The 23581-nt window shown below is 61.0% G+C and carries 24 protein-coding genes and 1 pseudogene; 14 read left to right on the forward strand and 11 right to left on the reverse strand.

The genetic code is table 11. From position 1 onward, the window contains the following. From H096_RS31840 to H096_RS31850, 3 genes and pseudogenes are all read right to left on the reverse strand, one after another. A pseudogene (locus tag H096_RS31840) lies at positions 1-212 on the reverse strand (acyl-CoA dehydrogenase); the annotation flags it as partial. 9 nt (positions 213-221) lie between these two features. Next, complete coding sequence (locus H096_RS31845; protein ID WP_033903201.1) at positions 222-1418, reverse strand: SfnB family sulfur acquisition oxidoreductase; 1197 nt, start codon at positions 1416-1418, stop codon at positions 222-224. Between the two features lie 154 nt (positions 1419-1572). Next, a complete protein-coding gene (locus H096_RS31850; protein ID WP_033903202.1) occupies positions 1573-2136 on the reverse strand; it encodes an XRE family transcriptional regulator in 564 nt (187 codons plus the stop codon). A 92-nt stretch (positions 2137-2228) separates the two neighbouring features. Here H096_RS31850 and H096_RS31855 point away from each other — a divergent pair, with 92 nt between their 5' ends. The 7 genes from H096_RS31855 (at position 2229) to H096_RS31885 (ending at position 9342) form a co-directional block, all read left to right on the forward strand. Continuing rightward, positions 2229-3158 (forward strand): DMT family transporter, encoded by a 930-nt coding sequence (locus tag H096_RS31855; RefSeq protein ID WP_033903203.1) that lies wholly within the window; start codon positions 2229-2231, stop codon positions 3156-3158. Between the two features lie 129 nt (positions 3159-3287). Next, complete coding sequence (locus tag H096_RS31860) at positions 3288-6209, forward strand: monovalent cation/H+ antiporter subunit A (protein ID WP_033903205.1); 2922 nt, start codon at positions 3288-3290, stop codon at positions 6207-6209. Continuing rightward, a complete protein-coding gene (locus H096_RS31865; RefSeq protein ID WP_003192163.1) occupies positions 6209-6553 on the forward strand; it encodes a Na+/H+ antiporter subunit C in 345 nt (114 codons plus the stop codon). Before H096_RS31860 ends, H096_RS31865 begins: the two co-directional genes overlap by 1 nt. Continuing rightward, positions 6550-8232, forward strand: a complete 1683-nt coding sequence (locus tag H096_RS31870) for a monovalent cation/H+ antiporter subunit D (protein ID WP_033903206.1) — start codon at positions 6550-6552, stop codon at positions 8230-8232. Before H096_RS31865 ends, H096_RS31870 begins: the two co-directional genes overlap by 4 nt. Continuing rightward, positions 8229-8717, forward strand: a complete 489-nt coding sequence (locus tag H096_RS31875) for a Na+/H+ antiporter subunit E (RefSeq protein ID WP_033903207.1) — start codon at positions 8229-8231, stop codon at positions 8715-8717. The genes H096_RS31870 and H096_RS31875 overlap by 4 nt, the downstream gene beginning before the upstream one ends. After that, positions 8714-8992: a K+/H+ antiporter subunit F gene (locus H096_RS31880; protein ID WP_010209507.1), complete on the forward strand. Its 279-nt coding sequence runs from the start codon at positions 8714-8716 to the stop codon at positions 8990-8992. Before H096_RS31875 ends, H096_RS31880 begins: the two co-directional genes overlap by 4 nt. Then, entirely contained in the window at positions 8989-9342 is a 354-nt protein-coding gene (locus H096_RS31885; protein WP_033903208.1) for a Na+/H+ antiporter subunit G, read from the forward strand. Before H096_RS31880 ends, H096_RS31885 begins: the two co-directional genes overlap by 4 nt. A gap of 28 nt (positions 9343-9370) precedes the next feature. Here the strand turns inward: H096_RS31885 and H096_RS31890 are convergent, their stop codons facing one another. Continuing rightward, positions 9371-10381 carry an SLAC1 anion channel family protein gene (locus H096_RS31890; protein ID WP_033903209.1) on the reverse strand — a complete coding sequence of 337 codons (1011 nt, stop codon included), beginning with the start codon at positions 10379-10381 and terminating at the stop codon, positions 9371-9373. A gap of 115 nt (positions 10382-10496) precedes the next feature. Here H096_RS31890 and H096_RS31895 point away from each other — a divergent pair, with 115 nt between their 5' ends. Further along, on the forward strand, positions 10497-11474 hold the full coding sequence (locus H096_RS31895; RefSeq protein ID WP_033903318.1) for a DJ-1/PfpI family protein: 978 nt from the start codon (positions 10497-10499) through the stop codon (positions 11472-11474). Here H096_RS31895 and H096_RS31900 read toward each other — a convergent pair. Next, positions 11464-11937, reverse strand: coding sequence for an HIT family protein (locus H096_RS31900; protein WP_033903319.1), 474 nt, complete (start codon positions 11935-11937; stop codon positions 11464-11466). The genes H096_RS31895 and H096_RS31900 overlap by 11 nt on opposite strands. A gap of 101 nt (positions 11938-12038) precedes the next feature. Here H096_RS31900 and H096_RS31905 point away from each other — a divergent pair, with 101 nt between their 5' ends. Then, positions 12039-12368, forward strand: a complete 330-nt coding sequence (locus H096_RS31905) for a helix-turn-helix domain-containing protein (protein WP_033903210.1) — start codon at positions 12039-12041, stop codon at positions 12366-12368. On the opposite strand, the gene H096_RS31910 is transcribed toward H096_RS31905, so the two are convergent. Then, the gene (locus H096_RS31910; RefSeq protein ID WP_033903211.1) at positions 12365-13147 is read right to left on the reverse strand and encodes an SDR family oxidoreductase; all 783 of its coding nucleotides are present in this window, start codon (positions 13145-13147) and stop codon (positions 12365-12367) included. The genes H096_RS31905 and H096_RS31910 overlap by 4 nt on opposite strands. Positions 13148-13383: 236 nt before the next feature. Here H096_RS31910 and H096_RS31915 point away from each other — a divergent pair, with 236 nt between their 5' ends. Together H096_RS31915 and H096_RS31920 are read left to right on the forward strand one after the other, a co-directional pair. Further along, positions 13384-14136 (forward strand): 3-oxoacyl-ACP reductase family protein, encoded by a 753-nt coding sequence (locus H096_RS31915; RefSeq protein ID WP_033903212.1) that lies wholly within the window; start codon positions 13384-13386, stop codon positions 14134-14136. A gap of 23 nt (positions 14137-14159) precedes the next feature. Beyond that, positions 14160-14747 carry a TetR/AcrR family transcriptional regulator gene (locus H096_RS31920; RefSeq protein ID WP_033903213.1) on the forward strand — a complete coding sequence of 196 codons (588 nt, stop codon included), beginning with the start codon at positions 14160-14162 and terminating at the stop codon, positions 14745-14747. Here the strand turns inward: H096_RS31920 and lepB are convergent, their stop codons facing one another. Next, positions 14748-15416, reverse strand: a complete 669-nt coding sequence (lepB, locus tag H096_RS31925; RefSeq protein WP_033903214.1) for a signal peptidase I — start codon at positions 15414-15416, stop codon at positions 14748-14750. A 111-nt stretch (positions 15417-15527) separates the two neighbouring features. Between lepB and H096_RS31930 the strand changes: the two genes are divergently transcribed. Continuing rightward, positions 15528-16079, forward strand: coding sequence for a dihydrofolate reductase family protein (locus H096_RS31930; protein WP_033903215.1), 552 nt, complete (start codon positions 15528-15530; stop codon positions 16077-16079). A gap of 66 nt (positions 16080-16145) precedes the next feature. On the opposite strand, the gene cysS is transcribed toward H096_RS31930, so the two are convergent. Together cysS and H096_RS31940 are read right to left on the reverse strand one after the other, a co-directional pair. After that, positions 16146-17534 (reverse strand): cysteine--tRNA ligase, encoded by a 1389-nt coding sequence (cysS, locus tag H096_RS31935; protein ID WP_033903216.1) that lies wholly within the window; start codon positions 17532-17534, stop codon positions 16146-16148. An 18-nt stretch (positions 17535-17552) separates the two neighbouring features. Beyond that, positions 17553-19253: a glutamine--tRNA ligase/YqeY domain fusion protein gene (locus tag H096_RS31940; RefSeq protein ID WP_033903217.1), complete on the reverse strand. Its 1701-nt coding sequence runs from the start codon at positions 19251-19253 to the stop codon at positions 17553-17555. A gap of 248 nt (positions 19254-19501) precedes the next feature. Here H096_RS31940 and H096_RS31945 point away from each other — a divergent pair, with 248 nt between their 5' ends. Together H096_RS31945 and lpxH are read left to right on the forward strand one after the other, a co-directional pair. Continuing rightward, on the forward strand, positions 19502-20005 hold the full coding sequence (locus tag H096_RS31945; RefSeq protein ID WP_016977438.1) for a peptidylprolyl isomerase: 504 nt from the start codon (positions 19502-19504) through the stop codon (positions 20003-20005). After that, complete coding sequence (gene lpxH, locus H096_RS31950) at positions 20002-20751, forward strand: UDP-2,3-diacylglucosamine diphosphatase (RefSeq protein WP_033903218.1); 750 nt, start codon at positions 20002-20004, stop codon at positions 20749-20751. The genes H096_RS31945 and lpxH overlap by 4 nt, the downstream gene beginning before the upstream one ends. A 94-nt stretch (positions 20752-20845) precedes the next feature. On the opposite strand, the gene H096_RS31955 is transcribed toward lpxH, so the two are convergent. Continuing rightward, on the reverse strand, positions 20846-22375 hold the full coding sequence (locus tag H096_RS31955) for a DHA2 family efflux MFS transporter permease subunit (protein ID WP_033903219.1): 1530 nt from the start codon (positions 22373-22375) through the stop codon (positions 20846-20848). Further along, on the reverse strand, positions 22375-23574 hold the full coding sequence (locus H096_RS31960; protein ID WP_033903220.1) for an efflux RND transporter periplasmic adaptor subunit: 1200 nt from the start codon (positions 23572-23574) through the stop codon (positions 22375-22377). The genes H096_RS31955 and H096_RS31960 overlap by 1 nt, the downstream gene beginning before the upstream one ends. Positions 23575-23581: the final 7 nt, after the last annotated feature.

Raw genomic sequence — 23581 nt, forward strand, 5'->3', positions numbered from 1 at the left:
CTCGCGGCAATCAAGGCTTCGGCGGCGGCGATCTGCGCTTCGGTGGCGGCCACCGGGCTTGGGTGGGTTTCAGCGCGTTCCAGCAAGGCGGCGGCCACGTCAACGCGGATCTGCAGATCGCCGAAGCGGCTGATCACATAGGGGTCATCGCTTTTCTGGACATGGCGGCGGGTGCTGTCCAATAGTTGGCGCGCAAGGCTCAGTGCGGTCATGGTCAATCCTCAGTTCCAGGCGTGGCGCGCGGGCTTCACGCCGTTGAGCACGAAATTGCCGATCAGGTGGTACTTCCAGCGCGCCGGGTCGTGCAGGGTGTGGGTGCGCGCGTTGCGCCAGAAGCGGTCAAGGTTGTGTTTGCCGGTGACCGAGCGGGTGCCAGCCAGTTCGAAGAGCTTGCTGCTGGCGAGCAAGGCGGTTTCGGCCGACAGCACTTTGGCCTGGGCAACCACCAAGGAGGCCTGGGCCACGCTGTCTTCACTTGGCTCGGCGAGGGCACGGTCCACCGCCAGGCCGGCCTTGGCGAGGATGGCTTCGGTGCCGTGCACGCGCCATTCCAGGTCGCCGATGGCGGCGATGGTGAACGGGTCCTGCCAGCCGTGATCCTGTTGGCTGTCGATCCACGGCCGCGCCTGGCGTGCGTAGATCTTGGCCTGTTCAAGGGCGCCCAGGGCGATGCCGGTGTCGACGGCTGCCTGGATGATCTGTGAAATCGGGCCGTTGGCGGTGGGTTGATCGAAGGCCTGGTGGGCGGGGATCACCGCGCTGACGGGGACGGTCACACCGTCGAGAGTCACGCCGCCGCTGGCGGTGGTGCGCTGGCCGAAGCCGTCCCAGCTGTCGATCACACTCAGGCCTTGGGCATCGCGTTCGATGAAGGCGATGAACGCCTGGTCTTTTTCGTTATTACCGACGGTGGGCACGATGTGGGCGAACAACGCGCCGGTGCAGTAGAACTTCTCGCCGTTGATTTGCGCGGTGTCGCCGTGGAAACGGATCTGCGTGTCGAAGGTGCCGGCGTTCTTGCTCTTGGCTTCGGAGAAGGCATTGCCGAAGCGATAGCCTTGGAGGACTTTGCCGAAGTAGTACTGCTTTTGTGCCTCCGTGGCCGTCTGCAGCAGAATGTCGACGACACCGAGGTGGTTCTGCGGAATCTGCCCCAGGGAGGGGTCGGCGGCGGAGATCAGTTTGATCACCTCGGCCACTGTCACATACGACACCTCAGCACCGCCATAAGCCTTGGGAATGGTGATGCCCCACAAGCCGCTGGCCGAGAATTCGTCGAGTTCGGCCACCGGCAGGCGACGCTCACGGTCGCGCGCGCTGGCGTCGACCGCGAACCGTGCAGCCAGGCGCGTGGCGACCTCGATGGCTTCCGCGTCCGAGCGGATGATATGGGCAGGGTGTTGAGGGTGGGCTGACATGGGCCGACTCCAGGCTCCGAGGGGATACTGGAGTGATTGCAGGAGTCGTGCCTGAATTTAATCGCCAATAAAATCAGCGATTTGCTGGTCATTCAGCGCAACAGGGCGCATTTCAAAGCAGCAAAGTGTCCATCCACTGTTGCCGGGCGAACAGTTAGATCACCACGTTGCGCACAAACCGCACAGGCACATCGCCGTCATTGCAATAGCCATGCACGTGGCGGCTGGCGAACATGTAAAACTCGCCGGCGGCGACGTGTTTTTCTTCCTCGCCCACCAGCAGGGTGAGGCAGCCTTCGAACACGAACAGTTGCACGCTCCAGCCTTCCGGGTCGGGATCGGGGCTGTAGCGATCGCCCGGTTCCAGTTGCATCTCCCACAATTCGACCTCACGCCGCGCCGTGGCCTTGGCCAGCAGCACCGCCTTGCTGCCGGGAATTTCGCCGGCCCAGGCCAGTTCGTTGATGCGGCTGTGGTCGGGGGCATCCGGCGCCTGGATCAGGTCACTGAACGCCACGTCCAACGCTTCAGCCACGCGGTCGAGGGTGGACAGGCTGACGTTCTTCTCCCCTGCCTCAATGGCCACCAGCATGCGCCGGCTGACCCCGGATTTTTCCGAAAGCGCGGTCTGGCTCAGGTCGGCGGCATGGCGCAGGCGACGAACGTTTTGGCTGACGTGCTGCAGGACCGAGGCCCGTTGTGGGTTTTCTTTGTGCACTATATTGCTCAATGGGTGGGTGTGCGCAGTATACTGCCCAGCGTGCGGCGCATTGTGCGGTCCGTGCCTTTCCCTTGCAAGACCGAGCCGCCATGACCACCCCGAACTCCCCTTCGCGTTTCAACCGTTTCAGCAAAGCCGAATGCATCCTGGTGGTGATCACCATGATCTGGGGCGGCACCTTTTTGCTGGTGCAACACGCGATGGCCGTCAGCGGGCCGATGTTTTTCGTCGGTTTGCGATTTGCCGCCGCCGCCATCGTGGTGGGGTTCTTTTCCTTGCGCACGTTGCGTGACCTGACGCTGTTCGAGTTGAAGGCCGGCGTATTCATCGGCGTAGCGATCATGTTTGGCTACGGGCTGCAAACCATTGGCTTGCAGACGATCCTGAGCAGCCAATCGGCGTTTATCACGGCGTTGTATGTACCGTTCGTGCCGTTGCTGCAGTGGATGGTGCTGGGACGCCGTCCAGGCCTGATGCCGAGCATTGGGATCATGCTGGCGTTTACCGGCTTGATGCTGCTGACCGGGCCAGCGGGCGCTTCACTGAATTTCAGCCCTGGCGAAATCGCCACCTTGATCGGCGCCGTCGCGATTGCCGCTGAAATCATCCTGATCAGCGCCTTTGCCGGGCAGGTGGATGTGCGCCGGGTGACCGTGGTGCAACTGGCCACGGCCTCGTTGCTGTCGTTCCTGATGGTGGTGCCGATGGGCGAGGCCTTGCCGGGGTTCTCGTGGCTGCTGCTGTTCAGTGCGGTGGGCCTGGGTTTGACCAGTGCAGTGATCCAGGTCGCGATGAATTGGGCCCAGCAAAGCGTTTCGCCCACCCGAGCCACGTTGATTTATGCCGGTGAGCCGGTGTGGGCAGGCGTGGTGGGACGGATCGCCGGGGAGCGCTTCCCGCCGATTGCGATGCTGGGCGCGGCGTTGATTGTGGCGGCGGTGATTGTCAGTGAAATGAAGACCAAGGCACAAAAGGCGCTTGCAGTGGACAATGAGCTGGAGCAGGAACATCAGGGCTAAGCGGGGCATTGAAACAATGCCAAATGGGAGTTTTCGGCCTACCTTGTAGGATCCTGCCACATCTTGCCGTTTGGTGATCGAGAAAGCGGCACGTATGATGCATCCCAAACTCCCGCAGATTAGAAGCCTATGTCCCTGATAGTTCTACTGCTTCTGCCGTTCGCTGGCAGCTGTCTGGCGGCCTTGCTGCCGCACAATGCACGTAACACCGAATCCCTGCTGGCCGGCCTTGTGGCCCTGGTCGGCACCATTCAAGTCGCCCTGCTCTACCCCCAGATCGCCCATGGTGGCGTGATCCGCGAAGAATTCATGTGGTTGCCCAGCCTCGGGCTGAACTTCGTGCTGCGCATGGATGGGTTTGCCTGGCTGTTCTCGATGCTGGTGCTGGGCATCGGCACGCTGGTGTCGTTGTATGCGCGCTATTACATGTCACCGGACGACCCGGTGCCGCGCTTCTTCGCGTTTTTCCTGGCGTTCATGGGCGCCATGCTCGGGCTGGTGATTTCCGGCAACCTGGTCCAGATCGTGTTCTTCTGGGAACTGACCAGCCTGTTCTCGTTCCTGCTGATCGGCTATTGGCACCACCGCGCCGACGCGCGACGCGGCGCGTACATGGCGTTGATGGTCACCGGCGCGGGCGGCTTGTGCCTGCTGGCGGGCGTGATGTTGCTGGGGCATATAGTCGGCAGCTACGACTTGGACCAGGTGCTGGCAGCGGGCGATCAGATTCGCGCGCACTCGCTGTACCCGGTCATGCTGGCTCTGGTGCTGATCGGTGCCTTGAGCAAAAGCGCGCAGTTCCCGTTCCACTTCTGGCTGCCTCACGCAATGGCGGCGCCCACGCCGGTGTCGGCGTACCTGCATTCGGCAACGATGGTGAAGGCCGGCGTGTTCCTGTTGGCCCGCCTGTGGCCGTCGCTGTCTGGCAGCGAAGAATGGTTCTATATCGTCGGCGGTGCCGGCGCGATTACCCTGCTTCTCGGCGCTTACTGCGCGATCTTTCAAAACGACCTCAAGGGCCTGCTGGCCTATTCCACCATCAGCCACCTTGGCTTGATCACCTTATTGCTGGGCCTCAACAGCCCACTGGCCGCCGTTGCAGCCGTGTTCCACATCCTCAATCACGCCACGTTCAAGGCCTCGTTGTTCATGGCCGCAGGCATCATCGACCACGAAAGCGGCACCCGCGACATTCGCAAGCTCAGTGGCCTGGTCCGCTTGATTCCCTTTACCGCGACCCTGGCGATGGTTGCCAGTGCGTCCATGGCCGGGGTGCCGTTGCTCAACGGCTTCCTGTCCAAAGAGATGTTCTTCGCCGAAACCGTGTTCATCTCCTCCACCGCCTGGGTGGAATTTGCCCTGCCGGTGATCGCGACGGTCGCCGGTACATTCAGCGTGGTCTACGCGCTGCGCTTTACCATTGATGTGTTCTTTGGCCCCACCGCCACCAACCTGCCGCACACGCCCCACGAGCCCCCTCGCTGGATGCGTGCGCCGGTGGAGCTGCTGGTGTTCACCTGCCTGCTGGTGGGGATTTTCCCGGCCCAGGTGGTCGGTTCGATCCTCGCCGCTGCCGCCTTGCCTGTCGTCGGCGGCGTGCTGCCGGAGTACAGCCTGGCGATCTGGCACGGCTGGAACGCGCCGATGATCATGAGCCTGGTGGCCATGTCCGCTGGCGTCGTTCTGTATCTGCTGCTGCGCAAGCAACTCAAGCTAGGCCGCTTCAAATACCCGCCTATCATCAGTTACTTCAACGGCAAGCGCGGCTTCGAGCGCAGCCTGGTGGTGATGATGCGCGGGGTGCGCAAGATCGAGAAACGCATCAGCACCAAGCGCCTGCAGACCCAGTTGTTCCTGCTGGTGTTGGTGGCGGTGATCGGCGGCATGATCCCGATGCTCAACAGTGGCCTCAGTTGGGGCGACCGGCCGAAGATCCCCGGTTCCATAGTATTCGTGACCCTGTGGCTGCTGGCGATTGCCTGTGCCCTCGGTGCCGCCTGGCAAGCCAAGTACCACCGGCTGGCGGCCCTGACCATGGTCAGCGTGTGCGGCCTGATGACCTGCGTGACCTTTGTGTGGTTCTCGGCGCCGGACCTGGCGCTGACCCAGTTGGTCGTCGAGGTAGTGACCACGGTGCTGATCCTGCTCGGCCTGCGCTGGCTGCCACGGCGAATCGAAGAAGTGTCGCCACTGCCAAGCTCCTTGCGCAAGGCGCGCATCCGGCGCCTGCGCGACTTCCTGTTGTCGACCGTGGTCGGCGGCGGCATGGCGCTGCTGTCCTACGCGATGCTGACGCGCCAGACGCCCAACGACATTTCCTCGTTCTACTTAAGCCGTGCCCTGCCCGAAGGCGGCGGCAGCAATGTGGTGAACGTGATGCTGGTGGACTTCCGGGGCTTCGATACCCTGGGTGAAATCACCGTGCTCGGCGCAGTGGCGCTGACGGTGTACGCCCTGTTGCGCCGCTTCCGCCCCTCCAAGGAAAGCATGCAACTGCCCGCCCAACAGCGCCAGTTGGCGCCGGACGTGGCCACCGACCTGGTCAACCCACGCCAGGCCAGCGACACCGCCCTGGGCTTCATGATGGTGCCGGCGGTGCTGGTGCGCCTGCTGCTGCCGATTGCGCTGGTGGTGTCGTTCTACCTGTTCATGCGCGGCCACAACCAACCGGGCGGCGGGTTTGTCGCCGGGCTGGTGATGTCGGTGGCGTTTATCCTGCAATACATGGTCGCGGGTACGCAGTGGGTCGAGGCACAGATGAGCCTGCGGCCGATGCGCTGGATGGGCTTCGGGCTGTTCTCGGCAACGTTGACCGGTCTCGGCGCACTGTTTGCCGGGTATCCATTCCTCACCACCCACACCTGGCATTTCAGCCTGCCGCTGCTCGGCGACATCCACATCGCCAGCGCACTGTTCTTCGACGTCGGCGTGTACGCCATGGTCGTCGGCTCGACGCTGCTGATGCTCACCGCCCTCGGTCACCAGTCCGTGCGGGCCCATAAACCGAGCAACCAGGCCAAAGTGGTTGCCGCTACGGAAGGAGCCGCCTGATGGAAGAAGTCATCGCAATTGCCATTGGGGTCCTGGCGGCCTCCGGCGTCTGGCTGATCCTGCGGCCAAGGACCTTCCAGGTGGTGATGGGCCTGTGCCTGTTGTCGTATGGGGTCAACCTGTTCATTTTCAGCATGGGCAGCCTGTTTATCGGCAAGGAGCCGATCATCAAGGACGGCGTGCCGCAAGACTTGCTCAACTACACAGATCCCCTGCCCCAGGCGTTGGTGCTGACGGCCATCGTGATCAGCTTCGCCATGACCGCCTTGTTCCTGGTGGTGCTGCTCGCCTCCCGTGGCTTGACCGGCACGGACCATGTGGACGGCCGGGAGCCCAAGGAATGACGTGGATGAATCAAATGATCGTCGCGCCGATCCTGCTGCCGTTGCTCACCGCCGCATTGATGCTGATGCTCGGCGAGAAGCACCGTCCGCTCAAGGCGCGCATCAACCTGTTCTCCAGCATGATCGGCCTGGGCATCGCCGTTTTGCTGCTGTACTGGACGCAAAAAGGCGGCCCCGGCTCGATTGGCGTGTACCTGCCCGGCAACTGGCAAGTGCCGTTTGGCATCGTGTTGGTGATGGATCAGTTGTCGGCGCTGATGCTGGTACTCACCGGCATCATCGGCGTGAGTGCGCTGCTGTTCGCCATGGCCCGCTGGGACCGCGCGGGCACCAGTTTCCATGCGTTGTTCCAGGTGCAGATGATGGGTCTATATGGCGCCTTCCTGACCGCCGACCTGTTCAACCTGTTCGTATTCTTCGAGGTGCTGCTGGCGGCGTCCTATGGCTTGATGCTGCACGGCTCGGGCCGGGCGCGAGTGTCGGCGGGGCTGCATTACATTGCGATCAACCTGCTCGCATCGTCGCTGTTTTTGATTGGCGCGGCGATGATCTACGGGGTGACTGGCACGCTGAACTTCGCTGACCTGGCGTTGAAGATCCCGCTGGTGCCGGAGGCGGATCGTGGCCTGTTGCACGCTGGTGCGGCGATCCTGGCGACGGCGTTCCTGGCCAAGGCCGGCATGTGGCCGCTGAACTTCTGGCTGGCGCCCGCCTATTCTTCGGCGAGTGCGCCGGTGGCGGCGATGTTCGCGATCATGACCAAGGTCGGCGTGTACACCGTGCTGCGCCTGTGGACCCTGCTGTTCTCCGGCCAGGCCGGAGCCTCGGCGCTGTTTGGCGGCGACTGGCTGGTGTATGGAGGCATGGCGACCATCATCTGCGCCGGGCTGGCGATGGTGGCGGCGCAGCGGTTGGAACGTATGGCCAGCTTGAGCATTCTGGTGTCGGCGGGGATCTTGCTGTCAGCCGTGGGTTTTGCTCAGCCAAGCCTGACGGCGGGGGCGCTGTTTTATCTGGTCAGCTCGACACTGGCATTGAGCGCGCTGTTCTTGCTGGCCGAACTGATCGAGCGTTCGCGCTCGGCCAACGACCTGCCGCTGGATGAAGAGATCGATGCGCTGCCCAAAGCCATGGAATCGCTGCACCCGCGCCCCGGCGTGAACCTGGATGATGAACAGCAAGCCGTGGTCGGCCAGGTGATTCCCTGGACCATGGCCTTCCTGGGCTTGAGTTTTATCGCCTGCGGACTGCTGATCATCGGCATGCCGCCGCTGTCCGGTTTTATCGGCAAGCTCAGCCTGTTGAGTGCACTGGTCAATCCGCTGGGCCTGGGCGTCAGCGTTGACGCGCCGATCCGCCCGGCAGCCTGGGGCTTGGTCGCGTTGTTGATCCTCTCGGGCCTGGCCTCGTTGATCGCCTTCGCCCGCCTCGGCATCCAGCGTTTCTGGACCCCGGAAGAGCGCCCTTCGCCGCTGCTGCGTCGCTACGAGTGCCTGCCGATCTTCTTCCTGCTGGGCCTGAGCATCCTGCTGACTTTCAAGGCCGAGCCGCTGATGCGCTACACCCAGGACACGGCCGTCAGCCTGAACAACCCGGAACACTACGTGATGGCGGTGATGGCCACGCGCCCGGTGCCGAGCCCTGAAGCCAAGGCCGCCGCGCTGGAGGTGCAGCCATGAAGCGTCTGTTCCCTGCTCCGTGGTTGTCGCTGGCGTTGTGGCTGTTGTGGCTGGTGCTCAACCTGTCCGTGAGCCCCGGCAACCTGCTGCTGGGCGCGCTGCTGGGTTTTCTGGCGCCGCTGATGATGGCGACGCTGCGGCCGTTGCCGATCCGCATTCGCCGCCCTGGGGTGATCATTCGCCTGTTCTTCCTGGTGGGCCGCGATGTGATCATCTCCAACCTGCAAGTGGCCTGGGGCGTGCTGATCTGCAGCTCCCGTCCACCGCGTTCGCGCTTCATCAAGATCCCCCTGGACCTGCGCGACGCCAACGGCCTGGCGGCGTTGTCGATGATCACCACCGTGGTGCCCGGCACCATCTGGTCGGAACTGGCGCTGGACCGTAGCATCCTGCTCTTGCACGTGTTTGACCTGGAGGATGAAGCATCCTTCATCGAGCACTTCAAGACCACCTACGAACGGCCCCTGATGGAGATCTTCGAATGAGCGCCCTGCTCTCCAATGCGATCCTGCTCAGCCTGTTCCTGTTCTCACTGGCCATGGTGCTGACGCTGATCCGTCTGTTCAAAGGCCCATCGGCCCAGGACCGGGTATTGGCGCTGGACTACCTGTACATCCTGGCGATGCTGATGATGCTGGTGTTGGGCATTCGCTACGCCAGTGACACCTACTTTGAAGCGGCGCTGCTGATTGCGCTGTTCGGCTTCGTGGGCTCGTTTGCCCTGGCGAAATTCCTGCTGCGTGGGGAGGTGATTGAATGATGCCGTTATGGATGGAAGTCATCGTGGCCGTGCTGCTGGTGTTGAGCAGTGTGTTTGCATTGATTGGCGCGATCGGCTTGCTAAGGATGAAGGACTTCTTCCAGCGCATGCACCCGCCGGCATTGGCTTCGACGTTGGGGGCGTGGTGTGTGGCGCTAGCGTCGATCATCTACTTTTCGGTGCTCAAGTCCGGCCCGGTGTTGCACGGGTGGTTGATTCCGATCTTGTTGTCGATCACGGTGCCGGTGACCACGTTGTTGCTGGCGCGTACGGCGTTGTTCCGTAAGCGCATGGCGGGGGATGATGTGCCGGCGGAGGTCAGCAGCCGTCGTAGCGAAAATCTGCAATAGGCGCGGGCTGGCCCGCGCCCACTCAGGGTCAGCTCATCAACAAGCGACCGTCGAACAGCATTTTCAGGGTCTTGGCGAACAAGATGGCCAAGGCAATCGTCAAGAAAACCACCAGCCCGTAAGCAATCACCATCAGGAACACGCTCTGCTTCGCATCGGCATATTTCAAGGCAGCATTACTCAATGCAGCGATGGGAAAACTGATCGCCCACCACGCAGGTGAGAAAGGCGCTGCGTTTCGAAACACCTTGAACGCCAGGACAACAAACAAAAACAAGCCGAAATAGAAGAGCAGGCTGGCGAAGTGATCGATCACACCGAACACGTTCACGTAGGCCAGGAACCCTACCGCAAACGGCGCCACCATCACCATCAGTGAAGGGGTCATGCCCTTGGCCATGGCGGGCTCATGAATCAGACGGGCAAAAATCTGGTTGAACAACACCACCGCCATCACACTGCCCAACGCGATCGCGAAGAGGTTGAGTTCGTTGGCCCAGGCCATGGGCATATGGGCGCCCGTCACCGCAATGTCCAATGCCGCCACACCAGGAATCAACCAGGCTGGCACGGCAAGCGAGGCATCCCGGTCACCCGCGAGCAACCGAAATACGACGATGAATGCGAGCAACACCGTCAGTACGCTGCCGAGCGTCCACATCACTTCGCTCAACAACACGCTGTAGGGTGCGGCCACTGCGCTAAGCAACAGCAGTGCAATGGTCACGGTGCCAAAGAAGTTGCCGGCGACCGGGTGGGCAAACTCAGCGCTCACCGCGTCGGGGAATTTGACCCACTTGGTGATATAGCCCAGGGCCAGTACGACAAACACCAACGCCGACAGCAAGCCAATGAACTCAGCAATGATTTCACCCGCGAAACTGGCCTGGCCCAATCCTGGGCTGGCAAGTCTCCAGGCCAGGCTCAGGCCTGCCAGGCCCATGACGCTGCCGAACAGGTTGATGGGAAGATTTTTGATGGAGCCGGCGCCTTGACTCGCCTCGACAGGCTTGGCCATGGACAGTTTGCTATAACTCATGATGCACTCAATTGACTGGAAAGACGTGGACGCTATTTTCAACCAGTCAAAAAATGGCAACAATCATCAACTGCCGACGTTTTCAGCCAAATTTACAGCCTTGACAGGCAATACAATGAAGATAGGTCTCCTGGCGCCTCCGCGCATACAAATGCTTGACCTTGTGGGCCCCACGGATGTATTCGCCGAAGCGGCAAGACAGCTGGGCAAACCTCGCGCCTATCGGATATCCGTTGTGGGTGTCCAGCCAGGCCCAATCAAGGGCACAAGCGGCCTACGCGTAGAGACGGATGGTTGCATCGACACCTACGACACCCCGGTCGATACCTTGCTTATCGCCGGCAGCCCGGCAATTGCCGACATCACCGGTGACCTGCGCGTACTGCGCTGGGTGCGTGATCAAGCAGGTAAAGCACGCCGTGTCGGCTCGGTGTGCAGCGGTGCGTTTGTGTTGGCGGCTGCAGGCTTGCTGGCCCGTCGCAGGGCCACCACCCACTGGAATTCGTGCGCGGCCCTGGCCCGCCAATACCCGGACATTGAGGTCGACGCCGACAGCATCTTCATTCGCGATGGCAACCTGTATACATCCGCAGGCATCACCGCTGGCATGGATCTGGCGCTGGCCCTGGTGGAAGAGGATCACGGCCGTGACCTGGCGTTGTGCGTGGCCAGAGAATTGGTGATGTACCTCAAGCGCCCCGGCGGGCAATCGCAGTTCAGCGCCCAATTAGCAGCCCAGTCCGCCGAGCGCAGCACAATTCGTGATATCCAGCATTACATCATCGACCATCTCGCGACTGACCTCAGCGTGCCGCTGCTGGCCCGGCAGGCAGGCATGAGCGAACGCAATTTCGCCAGGGTATTCAAGGCTGACGCGGGGCAAACCCCAGCCGAGTTCGTCGAGCGGGCCCGCATCGATGGTGCCAGGCATTTGATTGAAGGGGCCGAGGTTTCCCTGAAGCGCCTAGCCGACCAGGTCGGTTACGCCAACGTAGACGGTTTCCGGCGTGCATTCGTGAGGCGCCTGGGCGTCAGCCCGAATGAATACCGGAAGATCCACGCACCACAAAAACGCCCGACGCCTACGCCCTGAGCACTGGGTCGAAGGACCTGATATGCGCGGCTAATTCCGCCAGCTGCGCATCATCCGCCCGCCCATGATCATGGGACGAGATATAGCCTTCATACGCTTCGAAAAACTTGTCCACTTTCGAACTCAACGGTTTGAACCCGCTGTCCGAACCGGTGCCATGCATGGGAAACAACTTCGCATGCAGATGGTCCACGCCATACCCCTCCATGATCAGCCCCGTGCGCGCCACATCGGGAAACGCCCGGTCGATCTGCAACGCGGTCTTCTTCGCCGCTATCGCGAGCCCGGCCAACACATCATCCGACTGCGCAAACGCATAGCTGCCGTAATGCTGTTTGGGAATCACCACGCTGAAACCCGGCGTGTTGGGGAAGATCGACAAAAATGCCATATGCTGGTCGTCTTCCCACAGGATGTGCGCCGGGGAAGTTTTTCGAACAATGCTGCAGAAAATACATTCCATTTGAATCTCCGCCAGTTGGGTCGTGGCGACCATCTAAAGCCAGGATGGGGCGGGCGTCAAAACAAATGGAAACTTTCAGACATGTCCTAAGGACGTATGCGATGAGCAAAACCTACACCCCCGCCACCGCCGCAGCCGACGTCGAGACCACCCTCGCCTGGCTCGGCGGGCGTTGGAAATTGATCATCCTGTTTCATCTGTTCGGCGGCCAGGTGCAGCGTTATTCCGACCTTGAGCGGCTGATCCCGGAGATCTCGCAGAAGATGCTCGCCCAACAACTGCGCCAGCTTGAAGCCGATGGCCTGGTGCAGCGCACCGTCTACCCGGTGGTGCCGCCTAAAGTGGAATACCGCATGACCGAATGGGGCCAGAGCCTGTGCCCGGTGCTGGATGGCCTGCTCAAATGGCAGGCCGCCAAGCCTGCGATCTAGACCGTGGGCACGGTGCCGCCGTCGATCACGTACTCGGTGCCACTGATCGACCCGGCGCGGGGCGAGACCAGGAACGCGATCAAGTCCGCCACTTCCTGAGGCTTGGCCGGCCGGCCCAGCGGAATGCCGCCCAGCGCTTGCATGATGATCTGCTTGCCGCCTTCGTAATCCGTGCCCGCCTCATCTGCCAGACGCTCTGCCAACGCGACCGCAGCGTCTGTCTCCACCCAGCCCGGCGAAACCCGCACCACCCGCACGCCCTTGGGTGTCACTTCTTTCGACAGGCTCTTGCTGTACGTCGCCAGCGCCGCCTTGGCAGCGGCATAGGCCGTGGTCGATTCCGGCAACGGCAGCTCCCGCTGGATCGACGTGACATGAATGATCACCCCGGCCCCGCGCTCGACCATCCCCGGTAACAACGCCCGATCCACCCGCACCGCCGCCATCAGGTTCTGGCCTAGCGCATTCATCCACTGCTCATCATCGAGCACTGCAAAACCACCACCTGGCGCACTGGAACCGCCGAGGACATTGACGATGATATCCACACCGCCAAACTGCGCCTTCACCGCCTCGGTGGCGCTGGCACAACCGGCCGCAGTGCCCAGGTCGGCGGCAATGAAATGCACGCCCTCGGGTGGCGTACCCGCCGCCGAACGCGCGACTGAAATCACCTGGGCGCCCTGTTCCTGCAACACGGCAACCACCGCCGTACCGATGCCCTTGGTGCCGCCGGTGACCAGCGCGCGAAGGCCTGTCAGTCCGAGATCAAAGCTCATGAAAACTCCTCCTGAGTAAACGAAGATCCCAGGATAGGAACGTGGTGGACAGGCCACAAGAACGCACGAAAAGGTAATGGGCTCACTCAAAAGTAAGTATCTGGCTTCAGGAGGGCACAGGCGATGAGCAAGGGACAACCCAGTTAAAGATTAATTAATCCAAAAATAGCTTGGCGCGCTCTAAGAGGCTTGATAGGGTTTAGTGGATTAATTAATCCACTAATACAGGCATCACCATGACTGCTCAACTCTCTCGATTCCACAGCAAAGTCGCCTTGGTCACCGGCGGTTCCCGCGGTATCGGCGAAGCCATCGTTCGCCGTCTCGCCGCCGAAGGCGCTGCGGTGGCTTTCACTTATTCTTCTTCCAGCGCAAAGGCAGATACGCTTGTCAGCCAGATCGAAAGCCAAGGCGGCAACGCCCTGGCCATCCAGGCTGACAGCGCTGATGTGGCAGCAATCGAGCGCGCGGTGGCGCATACCATGAAGCGTTTTGGCGCCTTGAATATCCTGGTCAACAACGCCGGTATCCTGCTGCGCGGTACCGTCGATGAGTTCAGCCTGGAAGACTTCGACCGCATGTTTGCGGTGAACGTCCGTGCGGCATTTGCGGCGGCCAAAGCCAGTTCTGCGGTCATGCACAGCGGTGATCGCATCATCACCGTTGGCAGTGTAGTGGCGCAACGTTCAGGCTTTCCGGGTGCCAGTGTCTATAGCATGACGAAGGCTGCGATCGCCGGTATGATTCGCGGCCTGGCCATTGATTTTGCCCCACGTGGGATCACCGTCAATAACGTCCAGCCCGGCCCGACCAGCACCGACATGAACCCCGCCGACGGACCGCATTCCGACCTGGTCAAAAGCCTGGTCCCGCTGGGTCGCCTGGGCACCGCCGACGACATCGCTGGTATGGTTGCCTACCTCGCGTCCGAGGAAGCCGCCTTTGTCACCGGTGCCAGCCTGACCATCGACGGTGGTTACCTGGCCTGATCCTTCATTTGCAGAGGTACCCCATGGCAAGACCCAGAGCATTCGACCGCGACCAGGTGCTGCAACAGGCCATACGTGTGTTCTGCGACAAGGGCTTCGCTGCAGCGTCCACCGAGGAACTGATGCAGGCCATGGGGCTCAGTCGCCAAAGCATGTACAACACGTTCGGCGACAAACGTCAGTTGTACTTGCAGTCCATGGCCGAGTATCAGCGCAATGGTGTTGACGATCTGATCGGGCGCCTCAACCAGGGCCAGACGCCGCTGCAGGCCATTCACGACACCTTGCAATCCTTCGCCACCCGCGCCTTGCGCGAAGGCACCGCGGGCTGCATGGGAGTCAATGCCATCTGCGAATTCGGCCAGGAAGACGAAGAAATCAACCGACTCACCACCCACAGCGCCGAACGCTTGCGCGATGCGCTGGAGCGCGCCTTAGGGCGTGCACGGGAGCAGGGAGAGTTGGCCCCCGGCACCGATTTATCGGGTGCCTGCGATTTTCTGATGGCCTCCCTCAGCGGCATGAAAATCGCCGGCAAGGGCGGTGCCACCGTGGAGCAGTTGGGCAATATCGCAGTGTTTGCAATCCGAGCGCTGGCCGCGAACCCGTAGTCAGAGAATCGGCGCGCCAAATCTGTTCAGGCGTGGCATCCAGTGATCCAGGATCTGCGCTGATGCCAAAATGTGATGCGCGCGCCCGATCAACAACCGGCGCGGCACAAAACCGATATACCGGGAGTCATCGCTGTTATCGCGGTTGTCCCCCAGCATGAAGTAACTGTCAGCCGGCACAGTGACCGGGCCAAAATTGCGCAACGCCCGCACTGTCGGCATGAACTGCACCGTGCGCTGACGGTTGGCCGCCAGCTCGTTCAGCTTGATCCCTGGCACCGTATGGCCGGGCACGATGGGCTCGCTGATGTCCTGGGCATCACTGTAGGTGGCCGGCACGTCGTTGACCCACAGCACCTCGTCTTTCATTTCCAGGGTGTCACCGGGAATACCGACGATACGCTTGATCAGGCGTATGCCATCCTTGGGCGATGAAAACGTCACCACATCGCCGCGCTGGGGGTTGTCGAGCTTGGCCAGGGAAATATCGGTGAGCGGCACCTTGAGGTCATAGGCCACGCGGTTGACCAGCACCACATCGCCCTCCAGCAAGGTCGGGCGCATGGAGCCGGAGGGGATCGGATTCCAATCGGCCAGGGAGGTACGGAAAACGCCGAAGCACACCCAGAACATGATTGCGTAACGGTAACGGATCAACCAACTTCGCATACATCCTCGCACTGCAGAAAGGGCGTCAGGGTTATTTCTTCGACATTCGGTTTTTGCATGGGCGGATTAAATTAACATTAGCGTCCAAGCGCACAAAAAGGAGTTTTCGCGATGGATATCAAATGCTCAGTCTTTATCGCTGCCAGCGTCGACGGTTTCATTGCCCGCTCGGACGGTGATATCGAATGGTTGCACCAACCCGCGTATGAAACCGCCGAGTTGAAGGGTGTGACCTATGAAAGCTTCATCGCCACGGTCGATGCACTGGTAATGGGTCGCAAAACCCTGGAGAAAGTCCTGTCCTTTCCCGAGTGGCCCTATGAGGGTACGCCGGTCATTGTCCTGTCTCACCAGCAACTGGAAATCCCGGCGCATCTGGAAGGCAAGGTTGAGGTCATGGCGGGAGACGTGACCACATTAGTTGCGACGTTAGCCGAACGAGGCATGAAACATCTGTATATCGACGGTGGGCAGACAATCCAGGCGTTTCTTGAAGCCGGTCTGATCAATGAGCTGATCATTACCCGTATCCCGGTTTTGCTGGGGCAAGGTATTCCACTGTTCAGCCAGGTTGGCAGTGGGCATGAGCTGCGCCATGTCGGAACCTACGTGTCGGACAATGGGTTTGTTCAGAGCAGGTATGACGTAGATAGTAAGCATTGAGGCCAAGCCCGCGTCCAAAAAAAACGCCCCGAACCAGTCGGGGCGTTTTCATTCAGCGTTTACCGATCAAACCTGATCAGCCAACCGCCAGGTCGTCCCACCCTTCCCGTCTTCCAACACCACGCCCATGGCGGTCAGTTGGTCGCGGATGCGGTCGGATTCCGCCCAGTCTTTGTTAGCGCGAGCAGTCAGACGCGCCTGAATCAGCGCATCCACTTCAGCCGCATCCACACGCCCTTCAGCGCCGGCTTGCAGGAAGTCATCAGCTTCCATCTGCAACACGCCCAGCACGCTGGCCAGCTCTTTCAAGCGCGCCGCCAGACCCGACGCCGCGTCGAGATCGCTCTCACGCAAACGGTTGATCTCGCGCACCATCTCGAACAGCACCGCGCAGGCTTCCGGTGTGCCGAAGTCGTCATTCATGACTTCGGTAAACCGTGCCACGAAGGCCTCGCCGCCCGCTGGGGCAACCGAAGGCAGGCCTTTCAACGCATGGTAGAACCGCTCCAGGGCGCCCTTCGCGTCCTTGAGGTTGTCTTCCGAGTAGTTGATGGCGCTGCGGTAGTGGCTCGACACCAGCAGGTAACGCACAACCTCTGGATGGTACTTTTCCAGCACGTCGCGAATGGTGAAGAAGTTGTTCAAGGACTTGGACATCTTCTCGCCATTGATGCGGATCATGCCGCAGTGCATCCAGGCGTTGGCGTAGGTCTTGCCGGTGGCGGCTTCGCTCTGGGCGATTTCGTTTTCGTGGTGCGGGAACTCCAGGTCGCTGCCGCCGCCATGAATGTCGAAGGTCTCGCCCAGGCAGCAGGTGGACATCACCGAGCACTCAATGTGCCAGCCCGGACGACCGGCGCCCCATGGCGACTCCCAGCTCGGCTCGCCGGGCTTGGTGGCTTTCCACAGCACGAAGTCGAGCGGATCCTGCTTGGCTTCGTCGACTTCAATGCGTGCGCCAATGCGCAGGTCTTCGATTTTCTTGCGCGACAGTTTGCCGTAGCCCATGAACTTGGCGACGCGGTAGTACACGTCGCCATTGCCTGGGGCGTAGGCGTAACCCTTGTCGATCAGGGTCTGGATCATCGCGTGCATGCCAGGGATGTGGTCCGTGGCACGCGGCTCCATGTCCGGCTTGAGGATGTTGAGGCGGGCCTCGTCCTCGTGCATCGCGGCGATCATGCGCTCGGTCAGCGCGTCGAACGACTCGCCGTTTTCGTTGGCGCGGTTGATGATCTTGTCGTCGATGTCGGTGATGTTGCGCACGTAGGTCAAGTCATAGCCGCTGAAACGCAACCAGCGGGTCACCAGGTCGAAGGCAACCATGCTGCGGCCGTGGCCGATGTGGCAATAGTCGTACACGGTCATGCCGCACACGTACATGCGCACCTTGTTGCCATCCAGCGGCTTGAAGACTTCTTTGGTCTTGCTGAGTGTGTTGTAGATCGTTAGCACAACGGCTTCCTTAGAGAATCACTGGCCCCACGAATCACGCAAGGTCACGGTACGGTTGAATACCGGGCGACCTGGTTTCGAGTCCTTGATATCCGCGCAGAAGTAACCTTCGCGCTCGAACTGGAAACGGTCTTCCGGCTGTGCGTCGCCAAGCGATGGCTCGGCACGACAACCAGTGAGTACTTGCAGGGAGTCAGGGTTGATGTTGTCCAGGAAGCTGGCGCTGTCTTCGGCCTTTTCCGGGTTCGGCGAGCGGAACAGGCGATCGTACAGGCGCACTTCGCACTCAATGCTGGCCGCCGCTGGCACCCAGTGGATCACGCCCTTGACCTTACGGCCTTCAGGGTTCTTGCCCAGGGTGTCCGGATCGTACGAGCAACGCAGTTCGACGATGTTGCCATCGGCGTCCTTGATTGCTTCATCGGCACGGATCACGTAGCTGCCGCGCAGGCGCACTTCGCCATTGGGCTCCAGGCGCTTGTAGCCTTTTGGCGGCTCTTCCATGAAGTCATCGCGGTCGATGTAGATTTCACGGGCGAACGGCAGCTTGCGCACGCCGAGTTCTTCTTTTTGCGGATGACGCGGCAACTCAAGGTTGTCGACCTGATCTTCCGGGTAGTTGGTGATCACGACTTTCAACGGACGCAGCACGCACATGGCGCGCGGGGCGTTGGCGTCGAGGTCCTGGCGGATGCTGAATTCGAGCATGCCGAAATCGACCACGCCGTCGGAACGGTTGGTGCCGACCATGTCGCAGAAGTTGCGGATCGACGCCGGCGTGTAGCCACGGCGACGGAAGCCCGACAGCGTGGACATGCGCGGGTCATCCCAACCGTGGACGTGCTTCTCGTCAACCAGTTGCTTGAGCTTGCGCTTGCTGGTGATGGTGTAGTTCAGGTTCAGGCGGCTGAACTCATACTGGCGCGGGTGCGCCGGTACCGGCAGGCTGTCCAGGAACCATTCGTACAGCGGGCGATGGCTTTCGAACTCCAGGGTGCAGATGGAGTGCGTGATGCCTTCGATGGCGTCCGACTGACCGTGGGTGAAGTCGTAGTTCGGGTAAATGCACCACTTGTCACCGGTCTGGTGGTGATGGGCGTGGCGGATGCGGTACATGATCGGGTCGCGCAGGTTCATGTTCGGCGAGGCCATGTCGATCTTGGCGCGCAGCACGCGGGCACCGTCCGGGAACTCACCGGCGCGCATGCGGGCGAACCAGTCCAGGTTCTCTTCCACCGAACGGTCGCGGAACGGGCTGTTCTTGCCCGGCTCGGTCAGGGTGCCACGGTATTCCTTGGCCTGTTCCGGGCTCAGGTCGTCGACATAGGCCTTGCCGGCCTTGATCAGTTCGACGGCCCAGTCGAACAGCTGGTCGAAGTATTTGGAGGCATAGCGCACTTCGCCGGACCATTCGAAGCCCAGCCACTTGATGTCGCTTTCGATGGCGTCGATGTATTCCTGGTCTTCCTTGGCCGGGTTGGTGTCGTCGAAACGCAGGTGCGTGACGCCACCGAATTCCTGGGCCAGGCCGAAGTTCACACAGATCGACTTGGCGTGACCGATGTGCAGGTAGCCGTTGGGCTCTGGCGGGAAGCGGGTGACGATCTGCGTGTGCTTGCCCGAATCCAGGTCCGCCTGGATGATCGGGCGCAGGAAATTGACCGGGACGGCAGGTCCGGCCTTGGAATTCGAGGTAGGGTCGACAGTGGGCTTGCTCATAGGATCCTTGAACAGACAAGTACGTGGCCGGGCTAGGCCGACAAAACAAAGGCGATATCATAGCCGATGCTGTCAAGTACCTGACAGAGCGAGGCCAAAAACTGCTGCATTTATTGCATCGGCGGTAAAAAACCACCTCGAAATTCCTGCAGGGCACGCTAAACTGCGCGCCTTGGCCGCAGTTTAGCCATACCGGTTGTGGTGCCCAGGCACCCAAACCCACGAATTCCCTGAAAAGAGTAGTGAACATGACTCAAGTCAAACTGACCACCAACCACGGTGACATCGTCATCGAACTGAACGCCGAGAAAGCGCCGATCACCGTCGCCAACTTCATCGAGTACGTGAACGCCGGCCACTACGAAAACACCGTTTTCCACCGTGTCATCGGCAACTTCATGGTCCAGGGCGGCGGTTTCGAGCCTGGCATGAAAGAAAAGAAAGACAAGCGCCCAAGCATCCAGAACGAAGCGGACAACGGCCTTTCCAACGACAAGTACACCGTCGCCATGGCCCGTACCATGGAGCCGCATTCGGCCTCCGCGCAGTTCTTCATCAACGTCGCCGACAACGCCTTCCTGAACCACAGCGGCAAGAACGTGCAGGGTTGGGGTTACGCGGTATTCGGTAAAGTGACCGAAGGCCAGGACGTCGTTGACAAGATCAAAGGCGTGCAGACCACCGGTAAAGCCGGTCACCAGGACGTTCCGGTAGAAGACGTTATCGTCGAGAAAGCCGAGATCGTTGGGTGATATTGCTGATTTCAGATTTGCATCTGGAAGAGGAGCGCCCGGATATTACCCGGGCGTTTCTGGATCTGCTCCACACCCGCGCCCGAGGCGCCCAGGCGTTGTACATTCTGGGGGACTTCTTTGAAGCCTGGATTGGCGACGATGGGATGACGCCCTTCCAGCGCTCCATCTGCGAGGCTCTGCGCGAGCTGAGCGACAGCGGCACCCCGATTTTCATCATGCACGGCAACCGCGATTTCCTGATCGGCAAGGCGTTCTGCAAAGCCGCAGGTGCCACCTTGCTCAAGGACCCGAGTGTCGTGCAGCTCCATGGCGAGCCCGTGCTGTTGATGCACGGCGACAGCCTCTGTACCCGCGACGTCGGCTATATGAAGCTGCGGCGCATCCTGCGCAACCCCATTGTGTTGTTTATCCTGCGCCACCTTCCGTTGAGCACCCGCCACAAGTTGGCGCGCAAGCTGCGCAGCGAAAGCCGGGCGCAAACGCGCATGAAGGCCAACGATATTGTTGATGTCACCCCCGAGGAAGTGCCACGGGTGATGCAGCAGTTCGGCGTGCGCACCCTGGTCCACGGCCACACCCACCGCCCCGCCATTCATAAGTTGCAGATTGGTGACCAGGCGGCCAAGCGCATTGTGCTGGGGGATTGGGACAAGCAAGGGTGGGCATTGCAGTTGGATGAGCAAGGGTTTCAGTTGGCGGCGTTTGATTTTGTAAACCCGCAGTTGGCGCTACCCGGAGCCTGATACACCGCGTTCCGGCTCGCTCTTTTGTGGTGAGCGAGCTTGCCTCGCGCGGGGCAAGCCCGCTCACCACAAAAAAGCAGGGTCAACCTCCCAGTTAGTGGCCGGAAGCTGCCGGCCCCGCCTTCGCGGTAAACGGCGGCTTCGCCAACCACACCAGCAACATCAACCCCATGAACATCCACCCCAGCAACGTGAAGTAGTCCACGGTGGACATCATGTACGCCTGGCTGGTGAGAATCTGATCCAACTGCGCATACGCCTTGTGCCCCGCCCCGCCCAGTGCCTGCAAGGCATCGCGGGTGGCGGAGTCGTAGGTGGTCATGTTTTCGCTCATGTACGCATGGTGCTGGTCCGCCCGACGGATCCAGATCCAAGTAGTCAGCGACGCCGCAAAACTACCGCCCAACGTCCGCAGGAAGGTGGCCAGGCCAGCGCCATCGGCAATCTGGTGCGGCGGCAGGTCGGACATCAGGATGCTCAGGGTCGGCATGAAGAACAGCGCCACGCCGATGCCCATGAACAACTGCACCAGGGCGATGTGCTGGAAGTCCACTTCATTGGTGAAGCCGGCGCGCATGAAGCAACTCAGGCCAATTGCCAGGAACGCCAGGCCCGCCAGCAGGCGCAGGTCGAACTTGTGCGCGTACTTGCCCACGAACGGCGACATCAACACCGGCAGAATCCCGATCGGCGCTACCGCCAAGCCAGCCCAAGTGGCGGTGTAGCCCATCTGGGTCTGCAGCCATTGCGGCAGGATCAGGTTGATACCGAAGAAGCCTGCGTAACCCAGGATCAGCACAATGGTGCCGATGCGGAAGTTACGGTAGGCGAACAGCTTCAGGTTGACCACCGGGTGTTTGTCGGTGAGTTCCCAGATGATGAACACCGCCAGGGCAATCACCGAAATCGCCGCACCGATGATGATGAAGTTGGATTCGAACCAGTCCAGGTCATTGCCCTTGTCGAGGATGATCTGCAAGGCGCCGACGCCGACGATGAGGCTCAACAGCCCCACGTAGTCCATCGGTTGATGGCTGGTGACCACGGGGCGTTTCTTCAGCTGGGAACGCACCACCATCACCGCAAAGATGCCGATCGGTACGTTGATGAAGAAGATCCACGGCCAGCTGTAGCTGTCGGTGATCCAGCCGCCGAGGATCGGCCCGGCAATCGGCGCCACCACCGTAACCATCGCAAGCAACGCCAGGGCCATGCCGCGCCTCGCCGGGGGATAGACCGCGATCAGCAGGGTCTGGGTCATCGGGTACAACGGCCCGGCGACTAAGCCTTGCAGCACCCGAAAGCCGATCAGCTCGGGCATCGAGGTGGAAATACCGCAGAGGAACGAAGCCAGCACAAACAGGATGGTCGCCCACAGGAACAGCTTCACCTCGCCAAAGCGGCGGCTCAGCCAGCCGGTCAGTGGCAAGGCAATCGCATTGCTCACCGCGAACGAGGTGATGACCCAGGTGCCCTGCTCCGAACTCACGCCCAGGTTGCCGGAAATGGTCGGCAACGCCACGTTGGCGATAGTGGTGTCGAGCACCTGCATAAAGGTCGCCAGCGACAGGCCAATAGTGGCCATCAACAGGCTGGGTGGCGTGAAGGAGGCGTTATTGCTCATCAGCGTTGCACAGCCTTGGGCGAGGCGAGGCTGTTGTCATGGATCAACTGGGTGATCATGGCGTCGGCTTCAGCCAGTTGGCGGTCATACACGTTGGTGGTGAACGAAGCTTTCTGCGGCGCCTGTTGCGCCAGGACCGGGCCGCTCTGGTCGTGCAAATCGACGTTGACCAGGGTGCTCAAGCCCACGCGCAGCGGGTGCTTGGCCAACTCATCGGCGTTGATATGGATGCGCACCGGCACCCGTTGCACGATCTTGATCCAGTTACCGGTGGCGTTCTGCGCCGGCAACAGGGCAAATGCGCTGCCCGTGCCCGCACCGAGACTGTCGATGGTGCCGCTGAATTTCACGTCGCTGCCGTAGATGTCCGACTCGATGTCTACTGGCTGGCCGATACGCATGTCGCGCAGCTGGGTTTCCTTGAAGTTGGCGTCGATCCACAGCTGGTTCAGCGGGATCACCGCCATCAACGCGGTGCCCGGTTGCACACGCTGGCCCAGTTGCACGGTGCGCTTGGCCACGTAGCCGGTGACCGGTGCAATCAAGGTGCTGCGCGCATTGGTCAGGTAGGCCTGACGCAATTGCGCGGCGGCGGCCTGCACGTCCGGATGGGACGAGATCACGGTGTCATCCACCAATGCGTTGGTGGTTTTCAGTTGCTGCTCAAGGTTGGTCAGCGCGTTTTTAGCGGCGGTCAGGCTGTCACGGGCGTGGGACAGTTCTTCCTGGGAAATCGCCCCGCCCTGGGCCAGGGTTTTACGGCGGTTGAAGTTGTCCTGGGCGGTTTGCACATCGGCTTTTTGTGCGTTGACCTGGGCTTTCATACCGTCGACGTTGCTGTACAGGCCGCGCACCTGGCGCACGGTGCGGGCCAGGTTGGCCTGGGCACTTTGCAGGCCGACGGCGGCGTCGTTCGGGTCGAAGTTGACCAGCACCTGGCTTTCGTGGACCAGGTCGCCATCATCGGCGCCGATGCTGACCACAGTGCCGGTGACCAGCGGGGTGATCTCCACCACGTTGCCATTCACGTAGGCGTCGTCGGTGCTCTCGTTGAAGCGGCCGTAAAGTTCGTACCAGCCCCACACGCCTACCACCGCCAGGATGACGATCAGCGCCAGGCCGATCAGCATCACTTTGCGTTTGCGGGGGTTGTTGTCCTGGGGTTGTTCAGTTGCGTTAGTGTTTTCGGCAGTGGCCATGACAAAT

This window comes from Pseudomonas sp. FH1, assembly GCF_000510895.2.
In the GTDB taxonomy this organism is placed as follows: Bacteria; Pseudomonadota; Gammaproteobacteria; order Pseudomonadales; family Pseudomonadaceae; genus Aquipseudomonas; species Aquipseudomonas azotoformans_A.

Coding starts and splice junctions, on each gene's coding strand:
- H096_RS31845 (WP_033903201.1), bottom strand. CDS start 1,418: ATGTCAGCCCACCCTCAACACCCTGCCCATATCATCCGCTCGGACGCG.
- H096_RS31855 (WP_033903203.1), top strand. CDS start 2,229: ATGACCACCCCGAACTCCCCTTCGCGTTTCAACCGTTTCAGCAAAGCC.
- H096_RS31860 (WP_033903205.1), top strand. CDS start 3,288: ATGTCCCTGATAGTTCTACTGCTTCTGCCGTTCGCTGGCAGCTGTCTG.
- H096_RS31865 (WP_003192163.1), top strand. CDS start 6,209: ATGGAAGAAGTCATCGCAATTGCCATTGGGGTCCTGGCGGCCTCCGGC.
- H096_RS31870 (WP_033903206.1), top strand. CDS start 6,550: ATGACGTGGATGAATCAAATGATCGTCGCGCCGATCCTGCTGCCGTTG.
- H096_RS31875 (WP_033903207.1), top strand. CDS start 8,229: ATGAAGCGTCTGTTCCCTGCTCCGTGGTTGTCGCTGGCGTTGTGGCTG.
- H096_RS31880 (WP_010209507.1), top strand. CDS start 8,714: ATGAGCGCCCTGCTCTCCAATGCGATCCTGCTCAGCCTGTTCCTGTTC.
- H096_RS31885 (WP_033903208.1), top strand. CDS start 8,989: ATGATGCCGTTATGGATGGAAGTCATCGTGGCCGTGCTGCTGGTGTTG.
- H096_RS31890 (WP_033903209.1), bottom strand. CDS start 10,381: ATGAGTTATAGCAAACTGTCCATGGCCAAGCCTGTCGAGGCGAGTCAA.
- H096_RS31895 (WP_033903318.1), top strand. CDS start 10,497: ATGAAGATAGGTCTCCTGGCGCCTCCGCGCATACAAATGCTTGACCTT.
- H096_RS31900 (WP_033903319.1), bottom strand. CDS start 11,937: ATGGAATGTATTTTCTGCAGCATTGTTCGAAAAACTTCCCCGGCGCAC.
- H096_RS31905 (WP_033903210.1), top strand. CDS start 12,039: ATGAGCAAAACCTACACCCCCGCCACCGCCGCAGCCGACGTCGAGACC.
- H096_RS31910 (WP_033903211.1), bottom strand. CDS start 13,147: ATGAGCTTTGATCTCGGACTGACAGGCCTTCGCGCGCTGGTCACCGGC.
- H096_RS31915 (WP_033903212.1), top strand. CDS start 13,384: ATGACTGCTCAACTCTCTCGATTCCACAGCAAAGTCGCCTTGGTCACC.
- H096_RS31920 (WP_033903213.1), top strand. CDS start 14,160: ATGGCAAGACCCAGAGCATTCGACCGCGACCAGGTGCTGCAACAGGCC.
- lepB (WP_033903214.1), bottom strand. CDS start 15,416: ATGCGAAGTTGGTTGATCCGTTACCGTTACGCAATCATGTTCTGGGTG.
- H096_RS31930 (WP_033903215.1), top strand. CDS start 15,528: ATGGATATCAAATGCTCAGTCTTTATCGCTGCCAGCGTCGACGGTTTC.
- H096_RS31940 (WP_033903217.1), bottom strand. CDS start 19,253: ATGAGCAAGCCCACTGTCGACCCTACCTCGAATTCCAAGGCCGGACCT.
- H096_RS31945 (WP_016977438.1), top strand. CDS start 19,502: ATGACTCAAGTCAAACTGACCACCAACCACGGTGACATCGTCATCGAA.
- H096_RS31955 (WP_033903219.1), bottom strand. CDS start 22,375: ATGAGCAATAACGCCTCCTTCACGCCACCCAGCCTGTTGATGGCCACT.
- H096_RS31960 (WP_033903220.1), bottom strand. CDS start 23,574: ATGGCCACTGCCGAAAACACTAACGCAACTGAACAACCCCAGGACAAC.